This window comes from Stenotrophomonas sp. AR029, assembly GCF_047520695.2.
GTDB lineage: Bacteria > Pseudomonadota > Gammaproteobacteria > Xanthomonadales > Xanthomonadaceae > Stenotrophomonas > Stenotrophomonas sepilia.
Map to the genome: position 1 here is coordinate 185,549 of NZ_JAXBQQ020000005.1, position 17,460 is coordinate 203,008.

Annotated in this window: 14 protein-coding genes; 5 read left to right on the plus strand and 9 right to left on the minus strand. The window is 66.5% G+C overall.

The features are described from left to right. Positions 1-106: 106 nt before the first annotated feature. From hglS to ACM0PB_RS16330, 9 genes are all read right to left on the minus strand, one after another. On the minus strand, positions 107-1,471 hold the full coding sequence (gene hglS, locus ACM0PB_RS16290; protein ID WP_005415037.1) for a 2-oxoadipate dioxygenase/decarboxylase HglS: 1,365 nt from the start codon (positions 1,469-1,471) through the stop codon (positions 107-109). Positions 1,472-1,631: 160 nt separating this feature from the next. After that, entirely contained in the window at positions 1,632-2,120 is a 489-nt protein-coding gene (locus ACM0PB_RS16295) for a hypothetical protein (protein WP_005415036.1), read from the minus strand. A gap of 31 nt (positions 2,121-2,151) precedes the next feature. Then, entirely contained in the window at positions 2,152-2,901 is a 750-nt protein-coding gene (locus ACM0PB_RS16300) for an HAD family hydrolase (protein WP_414604274.1), read from the minus strand. 84 nt (positions 2,902-2,985) lie between these two features. Beyond that, positions 2,986-3,402 (minus strand): EF-hand domain-containing protein, encoded by a 417-nt coding sequence (locus ACM0PB_RS16305; protein WP_005407824.1) that lies wholly within the window; start codon positions 3,400-3,402, stop codon positions 2,986-2,988. A 232-nt stretch (positions 3,403-3,634) separates the two neighbouring features. Further along, on the minus strand, positions 3,635-4,006 hold the full coding sequence (locus ACM0PB_RS16310; RefSeq protein ID WP_065186625.1) for a hypothetical protein: 372 nt from the start codon (positions 4,004-4,006) through the stop codon (positions 3,635-3,637). A 380-nt stretch (positions 4,007-4,386) separates the two neighbouring features. Continuing rightward, positions 4,387-5,100 (minus strand): M15 family metallopeptidase, encoded by a 714-nt coding sequence (locus tag ACM0PB_RS16315; protein WP_216655045.1) that lies wholly within the window; start codon positions 5,098-5,100, stop codon positions 4,387-4,389. Then, a complete protein-coding gene (locus ACM0PB_RS16320; protein WP_184014268.1) occupies positions 5,033-6,586 on the minus strand; it encodes a serine hydrolase domain-containing protein in 1,554 nt (517 codons plus the stop codon). The genes ACM0PB_RS16315 and ACM0PB_RS16320 overlap by 68 nt, the downstream gene beginning before the upstream one ends. 55 nt (positions 6,587-6,641) lie before the next feature. Then, entirely contained in the window at positions 6,642-9,665 is a 3,024-nt protein-coding gene (locus ACM0PB_RS16325; RefSeq protein ID WP_184014270.1) for a TonB-dependent receptor, read from the minus strand. Positions 9,666-9,716: 51 nt separating this feature from the next. Next, the gene (locus ACM0PB_RS16330) at positions 9,717-11,189 is read right to left on the minus strand and encodes a transglutaminase-like domain-containing protein (protein ID WP_065186622.1); all 1,473 of its coding nucleotides are present in this window, start codon (positions 11,187-11,189) and stop codon (positions 9,717-9,719) included. Positions 11,190-11,321: 132 nt separating this feature from the next. Here ACM0PB_RS16330 and ACM0PB_RS16335 point away from each other — a divergent pair, with 132 nt between their 5' ends. From ACM0PB_RS16335 to ACM0PB_RS16355, 5 genes are all read left to right on the plus strand, one after another. Next, complete coding sequence (locus tag ACM0PB_RS16335; RefSeq protein ID WP_065186621.1) at positions 11,322-12,761, plus strand: SH3 domain-containing protein; 1,440 nt, start codon at positions 11,322-11,324, stop codon at positions 12,759-12,761. Beyond that, entirely contained in the window at positions 12,758-13,852 is a 1,095-nt protein-coding gene (locus tag ACM0PB_RS16340) for a dipeptide epimerase (RefSeq protein WP_005415027.1), read from the plus strand. The genes ACM0PB_RS16335 and ACM0PB_RS16340 overlap by 4 nt, the downstream gene beginning before the upstream one ends. A gap of 598 nt (positions 13,853-14,450) precedes the next feature. Further along, positions 14,451-15,299, plus strand: coding sequence for a MurR/RpiR family transcriptional regulator (locus ACM0PB_RS16345; protein ID WP_053498690.1), 849 nt, complete (start codon positions 14,451-14,453; stop codon positions 15,297-15,299). A 15-nt stretch (positions 15,300-15,314) separates the two neighbouring features. Continuing rightward, entirely contained in the window at positions 15,315-16,076 is a 762-nt protein-coding gene (locus tag ACM0PB_RS16350) for a L,D-transpeptidase family protein (RefSeq protein WP_065186691.1), read from the plus strand. Then, positions 16,073-17,374, plus strand: a complete 1,302-nt coding sequence (locus ACM0PB_RS16355) for an APC family permease (protein WP_111127784.1) — start codon at positions 16,073-16,075, stop codon at positions 17,372-17,374. The genes ACM0PB_RS16350 and ACM0PB_RS16355 overlap by 4 nt, the downstream gene beginning before the upstream one ends. Positions 17,375-17,460: the final 86 nt, after the last annotated feature.

Genomic DNA, 17,460 nt, shown 5'->3' on the forward strand with positions numbered 1-17,460 from the left:
CCCGCTACGGACGTCGGGTAGAGCCGGCCGCTGGCCGGCTTCCCCAACAGCCGGCCAGCGGCCGGCTCTACCTCACGCGGTGCCCGGCCAGCGGCCGGCTCTGCCTTTACGCGGTGCGCAACGCCGCCAGCGATTCGGCCTGCAGCCGCTCGTAGATCTCGAACTCGTCGTTCACCGCCACGCCCAAGGCCTGCTCGAAGGCTTCGCGGTTGGCATGCGCGGCATAGGCGCGCTGTTCTTCGCCGCCCAGGTTCGACTGGAAGATGCCCGCGGCGCTGACCGGCAGGAAATCCTCGTAGACGATCGGGTCGGCCGTGGCCAGGCCGGCGGCCACCAGCACTTCAGCGGGCAGATCGGCCACGCGCTCCGGCGCGGCGCGGCCAGCGTCGGTCAGCTGGTAGCGGTAATACCCCAGGCCTTCCTGGCGCAGGGTGTCATGGTCATCCGGGAAGCTGGCGAACACCGCCTGCAGGCGCTGGCCGTAGTCGCCGCCGGTGCTGCCTTCACCACCGGCGTCGCGGGCCTGCGACAGCAGCTGGTCGTACAGCGCGCGGCCCTTCGGGGTCAGCGCCAGGCCGCGTTGTTCGATCTCGCCGAAGCGCGCGGTATGGGTGCCGGCATCACCACCTTCGGCATCCGGGAAATGCACGGCCTCTTCCAGCGCCTTGAAGCTGGTCTGGCGCAGCAGGATCGGGCAGGCGCGGCGCGGCGGGCCTTCGATCACCGCCTTGGCCGCCATGCCGTGCTCGATCATTGCCGCCTGCGCGGCATCGATGTCCAGCGTGCGCGGGGTCAGGTGGTTGATGTGCGGGCCGCGGAAACTGACCACGTCGGCCACCAGCCGGTGCGCGTTGTGCAGCGCGCGGTAGGTCGGCAGGTCGACCGTGGCGTCACCATGCCAGCGGAAGGTTTCCAGTGCTTCATCGACGAAGCGCTCGGCATCGGCCTGCGACAGGCCACCGTCGCGCTCGGCCTGGTCGATCAGCGCCAGCGCGCCGTCGGTGAAGATGCGACGGCGCGCCAGGATCTTCGCCGACTCTGCACGCAGGGCTTCGTCTTCGATCAGCTCCAGGCGCAGCAGCGAGGTGAACACGCGGAACGGATTCTGCGCCAGCGCCGCGCCGGTCAGCGGGCGGAACGCGGTGGAGTGCACCGGCACGCCGGCCACCGACAGGTCGTAGTAGCCGACCGGGTACATGCCCATCACCGCGAACAGGCGGCGCAGCGTCGCCAGTTCCTGCACGGTACCGACGCGGATCGCGCCATGACGCTCTTCATCCAGCCGCGCACGCTCGTCGTTGCGCTGCAGCTGCGCGGCCAGCGCCGGGTCCTGGGCAAGCACCTGCGCGTTGATCCGCTCCACCAGTTCCACCAGCGTGCCGTACAGCGGCACTTCGGTGCGGTACATGCGGGACATGGCCTGCGCGAACAGGCGGCGGATCACATCAGGCGAAACGAAAGAGGCGCTCATCAGTCACTCGATTACGGGAACGGGGAACAGCTCGGACCCGTATTGTCGCCGGAGCGCCCGGCGGCGGCGATACGCAGAGCAACATGACCGGGTAGTGCCGGCCGCTGGCCGGCAACCCCGGATGCCTGGAAAGGCTGCAATTGCCGGCCAGCGGCCGACCCTACCGCTTCAACTGGCGCTTCAGCGCGGCATCCAGGGTGATCGGCCGGTCCCAGTGCTGGTAGCTGGCCACGATGGCATGGCGCACAGCCCGGTAGTGCAGATTGTCCGGCTTGGTGGGCATGCGCTTGACCACCGCCTCCCAGCCGCCCTCCGGGTCCTGGCTGAAGGCACGCACGCTGTCGCGGCAGGTCTGGCCACTGGCCTTGGCCCAGAAGCAGGCGAAATAGATGTCTCCGGCCTGCCAGCCGTGGGTGGTGAACAGCGCGCTGATGTAGCCGCGCGGCACGTCGGCATAGCGCGACACTTCGTCGAGGAAGGCATCGGGGTAGCGTTCGGCGTAATGGTTGATGTCCTGCAGCTGGGCATCGACCCAGCTGTCGCCGGTGTCCACGTCGTAGGCGCTTGAGCGCTCGGCGGTCTGCTGGGCCAGCACGGTGGCCGGCGCCAGCAACAGGAACAACATCAGCGCGCGCAGTCGGTGGTTCATGCCCCGATTCTGCCGCAGCCGACGGGCCCTGTCAGGCCGCAGCGGCCTTGGTCTCGATCGCCGCCAGTGCGGCCGGCCAGTCGTGGGCGGTATCGGCAGTGACCATGCGCGGTTCGTCGTCGGCCACGCCATGCTGGGTCTCGTGGGCCCAGGTCACTGCGTACGGGGTATGCACGCCCCAGCCACCCAGGGTCACCACCGGCTCGATGTCCGAGCGCAGCGAGTTGCCGACCATCACGAAGCGCTGCATCGGCAGGTCGAATTCGGCCAGCACGCGGGCGTAGGTCTCCGGGTCCTTCTCGGAAACGATCTCGATGCGCGGGAACAGCTCGCCCAGGTTGGCGACCTTGATCTTCGCTTCCTGGTGGAACAGGTCGCCCTTGGTGATCAGCACCACCGGGTAGTGCTCGGCGATGGCCACCACCGCTTCGCGTACACCATCGATCAGCTCGACCGGGTGGCGCAGGGTGTCGTGGCCGATCTCCAGGATGCGCTGGATGTCCTTGGCCTCGATGCGCTGGCCGGTGATGTCGATGGCCGCTTCGATCATCGACAGGGTCATGCTCTTGACGCCGTAGCCGAAGGTGCCCAGGTGGCGCTGCTGCACTTCCAGCAGGTGGCGGGCGGTCTGGGTGTCATGCACGTCGACATAGCGCGACAGCAGGTCAAGGTAATCCTGCTCGGCCTTGCGGTAGTAGTCCTCGCTCTTCCACAGCGTATCGTCACCGTCAAAACCGACCAGGCCGATGGCGCGCGACGGCGCAGGCGTGGGTGTATTCATCGCGCAAGGATACAGGGGCCATGGTGACGAAAAAAACCCGGGCGGCCGAAACCGCCCGGGTTCCCATACGCCCCGACGCAGGACTTACCTGCCCTGTGCACCCTGCGCTGCGCCACCGGCGCCGGCCTGCTGGGCGGCCACGTAGGCCTTGTACTCATCGGCGCTCAGCTCGCCGTCCTTGTTGGTATCGGCCTGGTCGAACACCTGGGCCAGGCCGGCGTTCACCTGCGCCTCGGTCTTGCTGATGGTGCCGTTGCCATCGGTATCGATGCTGGCCCAGGTCTGGCCACCGCCATTGGCCTGTGCCGATGCCGCTGCGGCCGCATTGGTCGCCTGGTCGGCGGCCTGGCCGGCCTGTGCAGCCGCCTGCTGGGCCTGAGCGGCCTCGTTCTGTGCATGCGCGGCCTGCTGCTTGGCCGACTGGGCCATCGCCGGGATGGCCAGCACGCTGCCAGCGGCGACGATCAGGGCGATCAGGGGCTTGCGGTTGCGAATAGTCATCAGGGGTGTCTCCTGCCAATTGGGTGGTGTTGCGCGGCGTGTTGATTCCGCACGGCACCTACCCTGCCACCGCGTTTCTGAATCGATTTTGCGCCGCGACCGGCCCGCACACATGCGATTAACCACTCGCCTCCACGCATGCTTTAGCGCGGTGGTTAGGGTGAAGTGAGTGGCTCATAAGATGCGCATTCAGCGCCTCTGCATTTAACCGGCAGGCAACGAAAAACCTGCGTCAGTCGACGGTTTTTTCCGATGACCGCGAACTGAACAACACCCATGCAAGAGCAACACCGGCGAGCGCACCGGCGATTTCCAGCACCACACGGCTGCCAAGTTCGTTCGGATCGTGGATGGTGGCCAGGAAGATGCGCGCGTACAGCGGCGATTCCAGCCGCACGATGCCCATGTAGAACAGCTTCCACGCATCGATGCCGGCGGCGATGATCACGGCGATGACGCAGGACCAGCCGATCGCGTGCCCCATCGACCACCGCAGCAGGCGGCACAGCTGCGACCACAGGAAGTACACCAGCAGCCCAACCAGCATGGCGATGGCGCCGGCTTCCAGGGTACCGAGCAGGCCGAAGTGCAGGGGAAGGTTCATCGGATGGGCAACGGTGGGATGGCGGCCAGTGTAAGGGATCTGCTTCGGACCCAATCCGGCAGCCACGGTAGATCCACGCCGTGCGTGGATGAGTCTCCATCGAGATCGAATAATTCGACGATTGAACAAAGAGCAGCCGAGCATGAGCTCGGCCCTACAACGGACCGCGCGGGAAACTGTCAGAGGCTGGGCGGTGCCGGAGTGCGGGGTGTCAGCCGCATGGATGCGGCTGCCAAGCCTCCATGGACGGATTTACGGCGTCCCCGCACTCCGGCACCGCCCAGCCAACCCACGGAACGCACGCTGTTGCTGTTGCGTCTGATGTTGCCGGCCAGCGGCCGGCACTACCGCAGGTACAGGGCGCAGCCCTGCCGATACCCCTACCGTACCGGGACGTCGTACGCGGAGCCGGGATCCGGTTCCGGCTGGAACGTGTAGTGCCACCACTCCTGCGGATAGTTCACGAAGCCACGCCGTGCCATTGCCTGCACCAGTTGCCGCCGGTTTGCCTGCTGCGTCTCACTCAGCCCGCTCGTCTGCGTATGCGCACGTGGCCCGAAGAAGTCGAAGTCAGTGCCCATGTCCAACGGCGCACATGCACCGCTTCGGCAATCCAGCAGGCCCAGATCCACCGTGGCACCGCGGCTGTGGCCGGAGCGTTCGGCGATGTAGCCATCGGCCAGCAGGCGCGGCTTGTCCAGGTCCGGATACTGCTGTGCCTTGCGCGAGAGCTCGCGCGGATCGTTCACCCAGGCCATGAAGGCCTGCACCGAACGCACCGGCCGGTAGCAGTCGTAGAGGCGCAGGCCGAAGCCATCGGCGCGCAGGTCCTGTTCCACCTCGGCCAGCGCCTTCGCCACCGGCGCCAGCAGGTAGCACGAAGGCGCCTCGTAGCCGGGCACGCGCGCGCCGGTGAAGTTGTTGGCGCCCGCATAGCGGATGTCCAGGTCGATGCGCGGCGACAACGTACGGATCTCCACCAGCCCGGCGCTGGCCGCGTCGGTGGCCGGTGAAACGCGCGGTGGCTCAGCGGCGCTGGTGGTCGCTGCCAGGGCAATCGCCAGTACGAGTGAAATGCAGGTCCTGGAAGTCATAGCTGAAGTCGATGTCCGGATCGATGGCGCGCAGGTCCAGTGTCGGTGCCAGGCCTTCACCCGGCTGCAGCCACGCCTGCGCGTCTTCGCCCAGCGTATCCCAGCGCAGCAGCCAGCGCCCCTGCAGCTGCAGCACAGCCGCTTCCAGCCGGGGCGACTTGTCCACGCTGAAGCGCAGGCCGTCCTTGCCCGGGCACAGCGAGGCCGGCCCCAGCCACGGATCGGTGTAGCGGCCCTGCCAACGCGGCAGATCGGCGTCCGATGTCGGCCGTGCCTGCGACGTCGCCGGCCGCTGATGGCCGCCTGCCGCTCGCATGGCCTGGTCAGCCTTCAGTTCGGCCAGGTACGCCAGCGCCGGACGCGCCTCATCGGGGGCGGTGAAGCGCTTCAGTGCGGTCTGCATCAATGCGATGCGCGCATCCTCGCCTTCACCGTTGATCAGCATTACCACACCCACCTTGCGCTCAGGCAGCAGCGCCAGCGACGAGTACATGCCCGACAATGTGCCGGTGTGCGCCACCTTCCACTGCCCATCCATGTCCGACACGCGCCAGCCATAGCCGTAGCCGTAGAAATGCGCGTTGTCCCAACGCCGCTGGCGTTCACCCAGCGGCATCGGCATGTGCAGGGTCCACAGCGTACGGCGCTGCTCAGCATCCAACCAGCCAGGTGCCAGGCCGGGATCGAGCAGCACCTGCATCCAGCGCGTCATGTCCCGCAGCGAACAACGGATGCCGCCGGCGGCCATCGACGGCAGGTCCGGGCTGATCGCACCATCGGCGTTCACCACCGTATTGTGGTCGCCACGCCAGGCATGTGGCTGCGCCACGTTGCCGACCCGCTTCACCGACCACGTCCCCACTTGGCAGCGGGTCATGCCCAGCGGCTCGAACACCTGCTCGCGCATCAACTGGTCATACGGTTTGCCACCCGTCGCAGCGGCCAGTTCGCCGGCCACCACGTACATCAGGTTGTCGTAGGCGTAGCGGCTGCGGAAACTGCTGACCGGCTTCAGGTGCGCCAGCCCCGCGATGATGTCGGCACGGGTGAACGCGTTCGGCTCCGGCCACAGCATCAGGTCACCGGCGCCCAGGCCGAGACCGCTGTTGTGGATCAGCAGGTCGCGCACCTGCATCTGCTCGCCCACCCACGCATCGTGCATGCGGAAGCCCGGTAGATGCCGCCGCACCGGATCCTCCCAGCGCAGCTTGCCCTGCTGCACCAGCCGCGCCAGCAGCGCGGCGGTCATCGCCTTGCTGTTGGAGGCGATCTTGAACAGCGTGTCCTGGTCGATGCGGCCGCCGTCGCCGCGCGCGCCCTCGGCGTGGCGATAGACCACCTGCCCGTTGTCGACCACCGCGATGGCCAGCCCGGGCAGGTGCTCGTGCTGGACCACGGCGGCGACGTCGGCCTCGAGGGAGGCGATGTCGGTCGCCGAAGCGGACGGTGCGGCCAGTGCCGCCGCGACGATCAGCAGGTGGTACATGCGCGCAGCCCCTCCATTGCCCGCGCCGTCACGGTGGACGGCGCGGATCGTGGCCTCAGAAGTTCCAGGTCACCACCAGCTGGGTGTAGCGCGGGGCCTGCCAGCGCGTCCCGGTGGCGAACGTCGCCTCGCGGTACTGGCCGGGCTGCGCTTCATAGCGCTGGTGCACGTTGATGGTCTTCTGGTTGTTGAACAGGTTGTACACCGACAGCCGTGCACTGAGGTCGATGCCCTCCACCGGCAAACGCCAGGTCACATTGGCGCCCATATTCCAGGTCCACGGCAGGCGACCGAACGCACCGCGTGGGCTGTACTCGAACTGCCGCTGGTTGTACGGACCGGAACAGCTGGCCACGCACAGCCAGCCGGTGCCACCACCGCTACCTTCGCTGGAGGTACTACCACCGGCGATGGAATCGTTTGGCCACATCACGCCGTAGGCCGTGATGGGACCACCGGACTGCACCTGCAGTGTGGTTCCGAACGACCATTGCTTGTTCAGCGCGTAAGCGGCACGCAGCTTGAACTGGTGGCGGAAGTCGTTGAACAGCACGCCATAGCGCTCGTTGGTGGCCGGATGGTCCCAGAACTGAACCATGCCCGTGTCGCCGTAGTTGGTATCGGAATTCACAGGGCCTTCGAAATTGCCCTCGCTCTTCGACCACAGGTAGGACGCGTTGAACATCCACTTCTCGTCCCATGCACGGTCGATCTGGAACTCCAGTGCCTTGTAGGTGCGCTTGGGCTTGGAGTAACCGATCACCTCGCCGCTGCCACCCTTGCGATAGCCGCTGTTGGCGGTATCGATGGTGATCCAGCCCTCGTTGGCGCAGCCGATGCTCTTGTCACCCCAGATCGTCAGGCTCTCGCCCGGGTTGGCGATCGGCCACAGCGTGCTCGGGGTCGGGCCGCACGGGGTGTAATTGATGCGGATGTCGTCCAGCGCACGGGTCATCCGTCGATAGGTGGCGTTGACGCCCCACGACCATGCCTGGTTGATCATGTTCTGGAAGCCCAGGATGTACTCGTCCTGGTAGACCGCCTTGAGGTCGCGATCCACACTCTGGCGCAGATCGGCACCGCCGGTGTTCATGCGGGTGTCGGTCGGGCCGATCTGCTGGCCGACGATCGGTGCCATGTACGGTGAGCCTGTCGGTGAGGTTTTCCGCTCCCAGCCATTGAGCACGTAGTAGCTGTATTCGTCAGTGAGGCCACCGGCGAAGTTCACGTTGATGTTGTTGGTAACCGGAAGGTAGTAGCGGCCGGCGTTGCCGAACAGCTTGGTGCTGCCATCACCACGCATGTCCCACGAGAAGCCGACGCGGGGTGCGATCAGGTCATCCATCTTGATGAACGCCTTGCCGGCGGCGGTGCGGTTTTCGAAACGGTCCCAGCGCACGCCGAGGTTGAGCATCAGGTTCGGCGTGATGTTCCAGATGTCCTCCACGTAGAAGGCATTGGCTTCAGTCTCGAACGTGCCGCCCGATTTGCGGTTTCGCGCACGCAGCATTTCGGTAACGCCAGCCGGTACGTAGGCACTGGCACCATCCCAGACTTCATCGCCGGGTCGCGCCACGTAGGCGGTGTAGCTCAGTTCGGTCGGGCCGGGGTAGCGGGTGGACTGCTTTGTGGTCATCAGCTCACGGTCGACACCGAAGCGCAGCAGGTGGTCACCCAGCTGCCATTCGAAGTCCAGTCGCGCCACGTCACGAGTATCGTCACGCTCGGCCACTGCCGTGCCCGTAGGGTGGCAGCCTGCGCGCAGGCCCTGCAGCTTGCCCAGGCGCGGGCCGTAGGTACTGTCGGTGAACACCGGGCTGCAGGCCTGATCCAGCGATGAATTGGTGAAGGCACGCTGGTTGTTCTGGCCGACCATGGCGCGCGCGGTGAAGTTCTGCCCGAAGTGGCCGGTATACGTTGCCGACCAGTTGCGTCCCCCCGTCTCGGTGACCGAATCACCGCCCCATGCACCGAGCTCGTCTGCGTTCCAGTTGTACCCATAGGAGGCATTGGTGACGTCTCCCTCGTCGGAGAACGCCAGCAGCGCCAGGCTGTGGTTGTCGTTGATGTTCCAGTCCAGCTTGGTGCCCCAGAAGCCGTTGCCGGAATCATTCTTGAACCAAGTGCTGCCGTCGGACGAAGTGTTGTGTCCCTTGTCGTTGCGGTCTTCGTACATCGCGAACAGGAACAGCTTGTCCTTGACGATCGGCCCCGAGCCCCAGACGTTGGTCTTCAGGAACGAGTTGTTGTCGCGGCTGCCATACGAATGCGGGGTTCCATCACGATGGAAGTGATCGCCGCCACTGGCGCGCCATGCACTGGGCTCGGCGGTGACTTCGATACCGCCCTCGAATTCGTTGCTGCCCGAACGGGTCACGGCATTGATCACGCCACCGGTGGAGCGGCCGAACTCGACCGAGTAGCCACCCGTCTTGACCTGGAATTCCTTGAAGAAGGCGAACGGCGCGGTGCTGAAGCCGCGACGGGTGTACATGTCGGTGACATTCAGGCCGTTGATGAAGACCGCATTCTCGGCCACCGATGAACCGGCGAACGACAGGCCGCCGAATGACGAGTTGCCGCCGACCACGCCCGGCGCCATCAGCGCGACCGCAGACAGGTCCTGCGCCACCGGCAACCGCGAGATTTCCTGACGGTTGATGTTGAAGGATGTCTCGGTGGAGTAGACGTCCACGCGGTTGACCACTCGGGTGCCGACCACCTGCAGGGCATCAAGATTGGTGACGCCGCCGCCACTGGCCAGGTTGACCGTGGTGGTACCACCAACCGCCACACTGACAGCAACCTGATCGCCCAGCTTCTGGCCATCGCGGCTGAGCTGCAGCTGGTAGTCACCTACCGGCAGCTGGCCGAGGCGGTAGCTGCCGTCGGCGCCGACGGTAACGGTACGAGTCAGACCCGTACTGTTGCTGACCACGGTCACCTGGTCACCCGCGGTTGCACGGCCGGCAACTGCGCCGCTCACGTTCTGTGCCATCGCGATGCCGGGCAGCACTACGCCCAGACACGCCCCAAGGGCGACGCACAACGCCGCCCGCTTGATGCTGTAAGCCTTCATCCCCTGCTCTCTCCTGCAAGAATTGAATGGTGTGGAATGCGGTGTGTCGCGCTAGCGTTGCCTGGCTGGCAGTACCCGCCACTGGAAGTCGTAGCTCCATTGGTCGAAGTACAGGTTGCCGCCTGCCCACTCGGCCTCGCCGCGCTGCGAGTCGACCGTTTCCGAGCGGAAGTGCTGCTTGGCCGGCACGAAGGGCTGGCCGAAATCGTCGTTGAAGGCGATGCGGTAGCCATCAAGGCCACCCAGATAGAAGTCACGGAGGGCCGGCACATCACTGGCCAGTGCGCCGGTGGTCACGTCCATCGGCAGCCAGCCATACGGCGCCAGGTAGACCTGCGCCCAATCATGCAGGTTGTTGTAGCCGCTGCCGTCGCCGGAGAACACCATGCCCGACTGCCAGCGTGCAGGAATACCGTTCATGCGCAGCAGCGCGATCAGCAGCAGGGTCTGCTGCCCGCAGTCGGCATGGCCGGCCCGCAGCGCGTAATCGCTGATGTTGCTGAGCGTGGAATATTCGCGCGCACCGGCCCACGGAATGCGGTCGACCGCGGCAAACAGCCTGCGCAGCACTTCATACGGGCGCGTCTCGCCCTGCAGCACCTGGTCGGAGAACAGCTTCAGCGCCGGGGTGAAGCGCACATGCGGCAGCTGCTCGGCCAGGTAGGGCTTCAGGGCCGGGTCGGCCGGGGTCGGTTGCACTACGGCCGGGTTGATCGCGGTATGCCGGGCGAAGATCGTGACCGCGTAGCGGATCTCGAAGCGGGTTGGCCGCCCGGCAACCGCTTTGGCTTCGAGGTAGGCGGTGCGCTGCTGGGTATGTGCCGGAGCCACGCGCGCCTTGCCCGGGGTGCTGCCCAGCCATTGCACCTGCTCCTGCTGGCCGGGGATCTCGCGCGGGTACGGAATCCACGCGCGGATCGTTTCACCGGCGGGCACCACATCGGCTTTCACCGTGAGCGACTGGGTGAATTCATAGCGCTGCGGCAGAACCGACGCCTGGCCACTCTGTTCGGCCGCAGCAACCACGCCTGCGTGGTGGGCATTGAGCACTTCGTTGGGGCCCGGAGGCGGCATCGGTGCATCCGCGCGGCGACGCGCGCGTGCTTCGTCGCTGAGCAGGAACAGGTTCGAGGGTGCGCGCTTGAAGTACCAACGCTCGCCATCGATATCGAGATGCTCGATCAGGCCGAGTTGGTCCCAGCGCGCAAATTCCTCGTCGGTCAGATCGGGAATGCCGCGCCGTACGGCGTCCTTGGCGGCGTTTTCGTCGAGGGCGAAATCCAGGCGGATGCGGCGCATGCGCTCGCGCTGGAACGCTTCGTCAGTGGCGGCGGGTGTAGTGGCCAGCAGCGCGTCGGCGTCGCGGAAACGGCCGCTGTCGATCAGGTCGATCACCTGCGCCTGACGCGCCTGCTGCTGGCTGCTGCGCTCGCCTGCTGCGTGCGTGGCCGACACCCACAGCAGCAACACGGCACCCAGGCCGGCGGCGGCAGTCAGACGCGGTTTGCGAACGGCAGGATCCACAGCGACACTTCCCCAGCGCGGGTGGTAACGGCTGTGTAACACGGGCCGGGATGTTGGTCAATAATTTATTCTTGCTTTCGGGGCCAAAAGGAATAAATATTCCAACAGGCATTCGAGGAGGGTGTGCACCGCATGAGCCTGGCTTTCCGCGAACGGCACCGGCATTGGCCGCGCCGCTTGGCCCTGGCCCTGTGCCTGCTGGCCGCCCCGGCCTTTGCACAGGCGGCCCCACCGCCCGACCCGGGTGCGCCGCTGCCCTATGTGATCGGCCTGCACGAGGCCTATCTGACCCCGCAGTACTGGGCCGCGCGCTTGGACAACGCCGACGCGCCGATTCTGGATCGCGCGCAGATCGAAGCACAGAACGCGCGGATGCGGGCGCAGGACAGCCACATCCAGGACATCGCCACACTGCCCGCCCAGCTTGATGCGGCGACGGTTCGCGCCAGCATCACCGCGCTGTCGAGCTGGCCCACCCGCGCCCTCTACAACGACAAGGGCCAGGCGATCGCACCCGCGCTGCGCAGCACTATCGAAGCCAACCTCGGCCTCGATGCGATTCCCACACAGGTGGCACCGCAGTATGGGCTGGTGGTGAAGCGTGCCGCGCTGCGCACCTTCCCCACCCGCGAGCGCGTCTTCAGCACCGTCGGTGACACCGACATCGACCGCTTCCAGGAATCGGCACTGTTCCCCGGCGACAAGGTGGCCGTGGTCCATCGCAGTACCGATGGCCGTTGGCTGTTCGTGCACAGCGAGCGCTACAGCGCGTGGATCGAAGCCGACGCCATCGCCAGCGGCGACAAGGCCACGGTGCTCGGCTACGGCGCGAAGGGACCGTACCGGATCGTCACCGGCGCCACCGCGCAGACCGCCCATACCCCGGAGGAGCCGCGCGTCTCGCGCCTGCAGCTGGACATGGGCGTGCGCCTGCCGGTGCTGGCCGACTGGCCCGCGTCAGAGCCGGTGAACGGCCAGCAGGCCCACGCCTCGTGGGTGGTGCAGTTGCCGGTACGCGAGGCCGATGGCCGATTGAAGCTGGTGCCGGCGCTGCTGCCGCGCTCGCAGGACACCGCCGCCGATTACCTGCCGCTGACCCCGCGCCTGTTGCTGCAGCAGGGCTTCAAGTTCCTCGGCGAACGCTACGGCTGGGGCCACGACTACGACACCCGCGACTGCAGCGGTTTCGTCTCCGAGATCTACCGCAGCTTTGGCGTGCTGCTGCCGCGCAATACCAGCGCGCAGGCGGTCAGTCCGGCGCTGGACCGCCTGCCGTTCACCGGCAAGGACGGCAAGGCGGTGCGCGACCGTGCCGTCGCCCGCCTGCAGGTGGGCGACCTGGTCTACATTCCCGGTCATGTGATGATGGCCATCGGCCACGTCGACGGCCGCACCTGGGTCATCCACGATACGGCGGGCGGCAGCTGGTTCGATACCGACGGCAAACGCGTGCAGGCCCATCTCAATGGTGTTTCGGTCACGCCGCTGGAGCCGATGATGGCCAGCGACACCGTCCGCTACATCGACCGCATCACCAACATCCAGCGCCTGCGGGCCAAGACTCCTGAATGAAGATCACCGCCATCGAACTGGGCATGCTGCGCGTGCCGTTGAAGACACCGTTCAAGACCGCGCTGCGCACGGTGGAGACCGTGGAAGACGTGGTGGTGCTGATCCGCACCGACAGCGGCAACACCGGCTATGGTGAAGCCCCGGCCACCGCAGTGATCACCGGCGATACCCACGGCTCGATCATCGAAGCGATCCGCCACTTCATCGCCCCGCGCCTGATCGGCCAGGACGTGGTCAACCTCAACCACCTGTGCACGCTGGTGCAGACCGCGATGGAGCGCAACACCAGCGCCAAGGCCGCGGTGGAGATCGCGCTGTACGACCTGTGGGCGCAGCTGCACGGTGCCCCGCTGTACCAGATGCTCGGTGGCGGCGACCCGGTGATCACCACTGACATCACCATCAGCGTGGACTACATCGACAAGATGGTGGCCGATTCGTTGTCGGCGATCGAACGCGGCTTCGAGTCGTTGAAGATCAAGGTCGGCAAGGACATCGGACTGGACATCGAACGTGTCAAGGCGATCCACGCCGCCGTGGAGGGCCGCGCCCTGCTGCGCCTGGACGCCAACCAGGGCTGGACCGCCAAGCAGGCGGTGCATGCGATGCGCACGCTGGAGGAAGCCGGCGTGGTACTGGAGCTGCTGGAGCAGCCGGTGAAGGCCGCCGACATCAGCGGCCTGAAGTACGTCACCGACCGCGTCAACACGCCGGTCATGGCCGACGAGAGCGTGTTCAGCCCGAGCCAGGTGATGGACCTGATCCAGCAGCGCGCGGCCGACATCATCAACATCAAGCTGATGAAGACCGGCGGCCTTTCCAACGCGATCCGCATCGCCGACATCGCCGGCATCTACGGCGTGCCGTGCATGATCGGCTGCATGATCGAATCGAGCATCAGCGTGGCCGCGGCCGTGCACCTGGCCGTGGCCAAGAGCGATGTGATCACCAAGGTCGACCTCGACGGTCCCTCGCTGGGCCAGTTCGATCCGGTCAGCGGCGGCGTGCATTTCAACGAATCGGAGATCAGCATCAGCGACGTGCCGGGGCTGGGTATCACCGAAGTGCGTGGGCTGGAGATGCTGGGGTGATTTCTGCCTTGCGGTTGGCCTGGCGTGCCACTGACGTTGGGTCGGGCGTTACTTTTCTTTTCGCGAAAAGAAAAGTAACCAAAAGAAACGCTCCGCCGACCGCGAGCCGGTGCTACGCACCGGTTCCCTGCGCTCCTCGGCCCGTCGAGGGACGGCGCGGGAACTCGCTGCGCTCGGACACCCGCGCCTCTTCGCCCTCGCCGGACCTGCGGTGCTCGGCTCGCTTGAAGGCGGACTCAACGTCAAAGGCAACAACTGCATCCCGTGGATCCACGCCATGCGTGGATGCTTTTGCTCTTGCTTTTGCTCTACCCCGTATCCCCCTCGCGGCTGGCACGCGCGCGATCTGTCCGGGGTCGGGCGGGTGGGGCTTGCGGGGGTGTCCGCGCCATGGGCCCGAGGCATGCCTCGGGCGGGTTGGGCAGGACGCCCAACCCCGGTCTTGCCGTTTGCGCAGGACAGCGCAAACGAGCAAGCGCGGCCAGGCCCCCATGGACGAATTCACGGCGTCCCCCGCGAACCCCACCCACCCGACCCACCACATAATCTGCTCTACGCTGCCAACCGCAACGCGCCTACACATGCCCGGACGCCCCGCATGCCGCCCCTGCTGAAGATCCGCACCGAGCGCGGGCAGATGTCTGCCATCGAGCGCCGCATCGCCGACTTCATCCTCGACAACGCCCACCTGCTGCGCGACTACTCATCGCAGCAGCTGGCCAGTGCGCTGGGCATCAGCCAGTCCAGCGTGGTGAAGTTCAGCCAGAAGCTCGGCTTCAAGGGCTACCCGGACCTGAAGTACTCGATCGGCCAGGACGTGGCCCGCGCCGGTGCCGATCCACAACAGGTGCCCAGCGAACCCGACAGCGGCGATGACTACCTGCGCCTGGGCGAGGCCCTGCGCCGCAGCAAGGCGCAGGCCGAGGAGGAAACACGCCAGGCCAATCCACGCGAGGAGATCGAGCGCATCGTGCAGCTGCTCGACGGCGCACCCAAGCTGTTCGTCCATGGCCTGGGTGACGACGGCCTGTTCGCCCGCGAGTTCGCCATGCGGCTGTCGCTGCTCGGCCTGCTGGTCGTGCCGCACACCGACCCGATCCTGATGCTGGCCAACCTGTCGGCCGCACGCCCCGGCGATGTGCTGCTGGTGTTCTCCGAATTCGGCAACCTGCCGCAGCTTTCGCAGCTGTCGCGGCAGTTCCAGGACATGGGTGGCAAGGTGATTTCCATTACCCGCCACACTGCCAACCCGCTGCGCGCGCATGCTGATGCGGCACTGGCGGTCTGCGCGCACGACCGCACGCCGCAGGTCGCGCAGCTGCTGTACCGTAGCGCCATGCACGCCCTGCTCGATTTCCTGTTCGTGCTGCTCTGCCACACCAATCCGGACCGCCAGCAGCAGCTGGCGGTGAACCTGGAGCGGATCGACCACCTGCTGGATTCCTGACCGGAGCACCTGTTGATGAAATCGCTGGTTCGCCTCGCTACCGCTGCGCTGCTGCTTGCTGCGACGGTGTCCGTTCACGCGGCGCCGCTGGATGGCGCGCGCCAGCTGATCGTGGTCACCAGCGATGGCTGGGACAGTACCCAAGGGCAGCTGCAGGCCTATGTGCGCGATGGCAAGGGCTGGCACACGCACGGACAGGCGTTCCCGGTGGCGCTCGGCCGTACCGGCAGCGCCTGGGGACTGGGCCTGCATCCGGCACAGGCCGATGGCCCGCAGAAGCAGGAAGGAGACGGTCGCAGCCCGGCCGGCATATTCGCGCTCGGCAGTGCGTTCGGCTATGCCGTCACACGCCCCGGCACCGCAATGCCTTACCAGCCGATGCTGGACAGCAGCTACTGCATGGACGTGCCCGGTTCGCCGTTCTACAACCGCATCGTCGATGAGAAGAAAGTCGGCAGTGCAGCGATCAAGGGCTCCACCGAGCCGATGCGGCTGGATCTGCACAACAAGGGCGACGTGCGCTACCGGGAGGGCTTCGTCATCGCCCACAACCCGGACAACCAGCCCGGCAAGGGCAGCTGCATCTTCGCCCATCTGTGGCGCCAGCCCGGCGAGGCCACCGCCGGCTGTACCGCCATGCCACAAGCGCGCATGCAGGCGCTGCTGGACTGGCTGCGGCCGCAGGATACGCCGCGCTTCGTGCTGCTGCCGCGCACCGAGTACCAGCGACTGCAGGTGCAGTGGCAGCTGCCCGCGCTGAGCGGAGACGCCCGTTGAGCGCGCAGGACGAACCACAGCTGCAGCGCGCGGTCAGCCGCTGGCAGATCGTCGGCCTGTCGATCAACGATGTGATCGGTAGCGGTATCTACCTGCTGCCGGCCGCCACCGTCGCCCTGCTCGGCCCCTTCAGCCTGTGGGGCGTGGTCGCCGCTGGCATCGTCGTCGCGCTGCTGGTGCTGTGCTACGCGCAGGCCGCCAGCTACTTCGATGAACCCGGTGGCAGCTACCTCTACGCACGCGAGGCCTTCGGCCGCTTCGCAGGGTTCGAGATCGGCTGGATGATCTGGCTGACCCGCATCAGCTCGGCGGCCGCATTGAGCAACGCGCTGGCCGATGCGGTCGCGCGCTTCTGGCCGTGGGCCGGCGCCGGCATGGGTCGCATCGCGGTAATCGTGGTGTCGCTGGGCTTCCTGACCGGCGTCAACATCATCGGCGTGCGCTCGGCCGCGCGCACCGGCGTGGTGCTGGTGATCGGCAAGATGCTGCCGCTGCTGCTGTTCGTGGCCATCGGCGCGTTCTATATCGATCCACAGCTGGCCTTCTCCGGCCAGCGCCCGGACCCGCATGACCTGCAACGGATGGGCGAGGCCGCCCTGCTGCTGCTGTACGCCTACGCCGGCTTCGAGAACATCCCGGCCGCGGCCGGCGAGTACCGCAATCCACGCCGCGATATTCCGTTCGCGCTGATCACCATGATCATCACTGTCACCGTCATCTACGGCGCGGTGCAGGTGGTGGCGCAGGGTACGCTGGCCGGCCTGGCCAGCTCGGCCACGCCGCTGGCCGACGCCGCAGCCGGTTTCGGCGGCGAGGCCCTGGCACTGATCCTCACCATCGGCGCGACCATCTCCATCCTGGGTACCAACAGCAACACGATGATGATGGGCCCGCGATTCCTGTTCGCACTGGCCCGCGATGGTTACGGCCCGAAGATCCTGGCGCAGGTGCATCCGCGCTTCCATACGCCGGCCGCATCGATCATGTGCCAGGGCCTGATCGCGCTCGGACTGGCGCTGTCCGGTTCGTTCGTGCAGCTCGCCCTGCTGTCGATGACCACGCGCCTGTTCGCCTACATCGGCACCGCTGCCGCCGTCCTGGTGCTGGCCAAGCGCTACGCGGATCGCCCAGGCGCGTTGAAGCTGCCCGGTGGCCCGCTGATTCCGGTACTGGCGCTGCTGCTGTGCCTGGCCCTGTTCGCCAGTGCCAGCTGGCAGAACATCGCCGCTGCACTGGTCGCGTTCGTCATTGGCGCGGTGATCTACACGCTGCCGCGCAAGGATGCGGACGCCGGGTGAACGGAGCGCCGGGCCATGCCTGGCGGATTGATCTGGCGATCACGCTGTCGGACCGGACCGTTAACCGCCACGCAGGCACGATCAGG

What these genes read in the sequence shown, in the direction of transcription:
- ACM0PB_RS16335 (WP_065186621.1), top strand. Translation starts at nt 11,322, where the DNA reads ATGAGCCTGGCTTTCCGCGAACGGCACCGGCATTGGCCGCGCCGCTTG.
- ACM0PB_RS16310 (WP_065186625.1), bottom strand. Translation starts at nt 4,006, where the DNA reads ATGAACCTTCCCCTGCACTTCGGCCTGCTCGGTACCCTGGAAGCCGGC.
- ACM0PB_RS16340 (WP_005415027.1), top strand. Translation starts at nt 12,758, where the DNA reads ATGAAGATCACCGCCATCGAACTGGGCATGCTGCGCGTGCCGTTGAAG.
- ACM0PB_RS16315 (WP_216655045.1), bottom strand. Translation starts at nt 5,100, where the DNA reads ATGACTTCCAGGACCTGCATTTCACTCGTACTGGCGATTGCCCTGGCA.
- ACM0PB_RS16325 (WP_184014270.1), bottom strand. Translation starts at nt 9,665, where the DNA reads ATGAAGGCTTACAGCATCAAGCGGGCGGCGTTGTGCGTCGCCCTTGGG.
- ACM0PB_RS16320 (WP_184014268.1), bottom strand. Translation starts at nt 6,586, where the DNA reads ATGTACCACCTGCTGATCGTCGCGGCGGCACTGGCCGCACCGTCCGCT.
- ACM0PB_RS16305 (WP_005407824.1), bottom strand. Translation starts at nt 3,402, where the DNA reads ATGACTATTCGCAACCGCAAGCCCCTGATCGCCCTGATCGTCGCCGCT.
- ACM0PB_RS16350 (WP_065186691.1), top strand. Translation starts at nt 15,315, where the DNA reads ATGAAATCGCTGGTTCGCCTCGCTACCGCTGCGCTGCTGCTTGCTGCG.
- ACM0PB_RS16345 (WP_053498690.1), top strand. Translation starts at nt 14,451, where the DNA reads ATGCCGCCCCTGCTGAAGATCCGCACCGAGCGCGGGCAGATGTCTGCC.
- ACM0PB_RS16295 (WP_005415036.1), bottom strand. Translation starts at nt 2,120, where the DNA reads ATGAACCACCGACTGCGCGCGCTGATGTTGTTCCTGTTGCTGGCGCCG.
- ACM0PB_RS16300 (WP_414604274.1), bottom strand. Translation starts at nt 2,901, where the DNA reads ATGAATACACCCACGCCTGCGCCGTCGCGCGCCATCGGCCTGGTCGGT.
- hglS (WP_005415037.1), bottom strand. Translation starts at nt 1,471, where the DNA reads ATGAGCGCCTCTTTCGTTTCGCCTGATGTGATCCGCCGCCTGTTCGCG.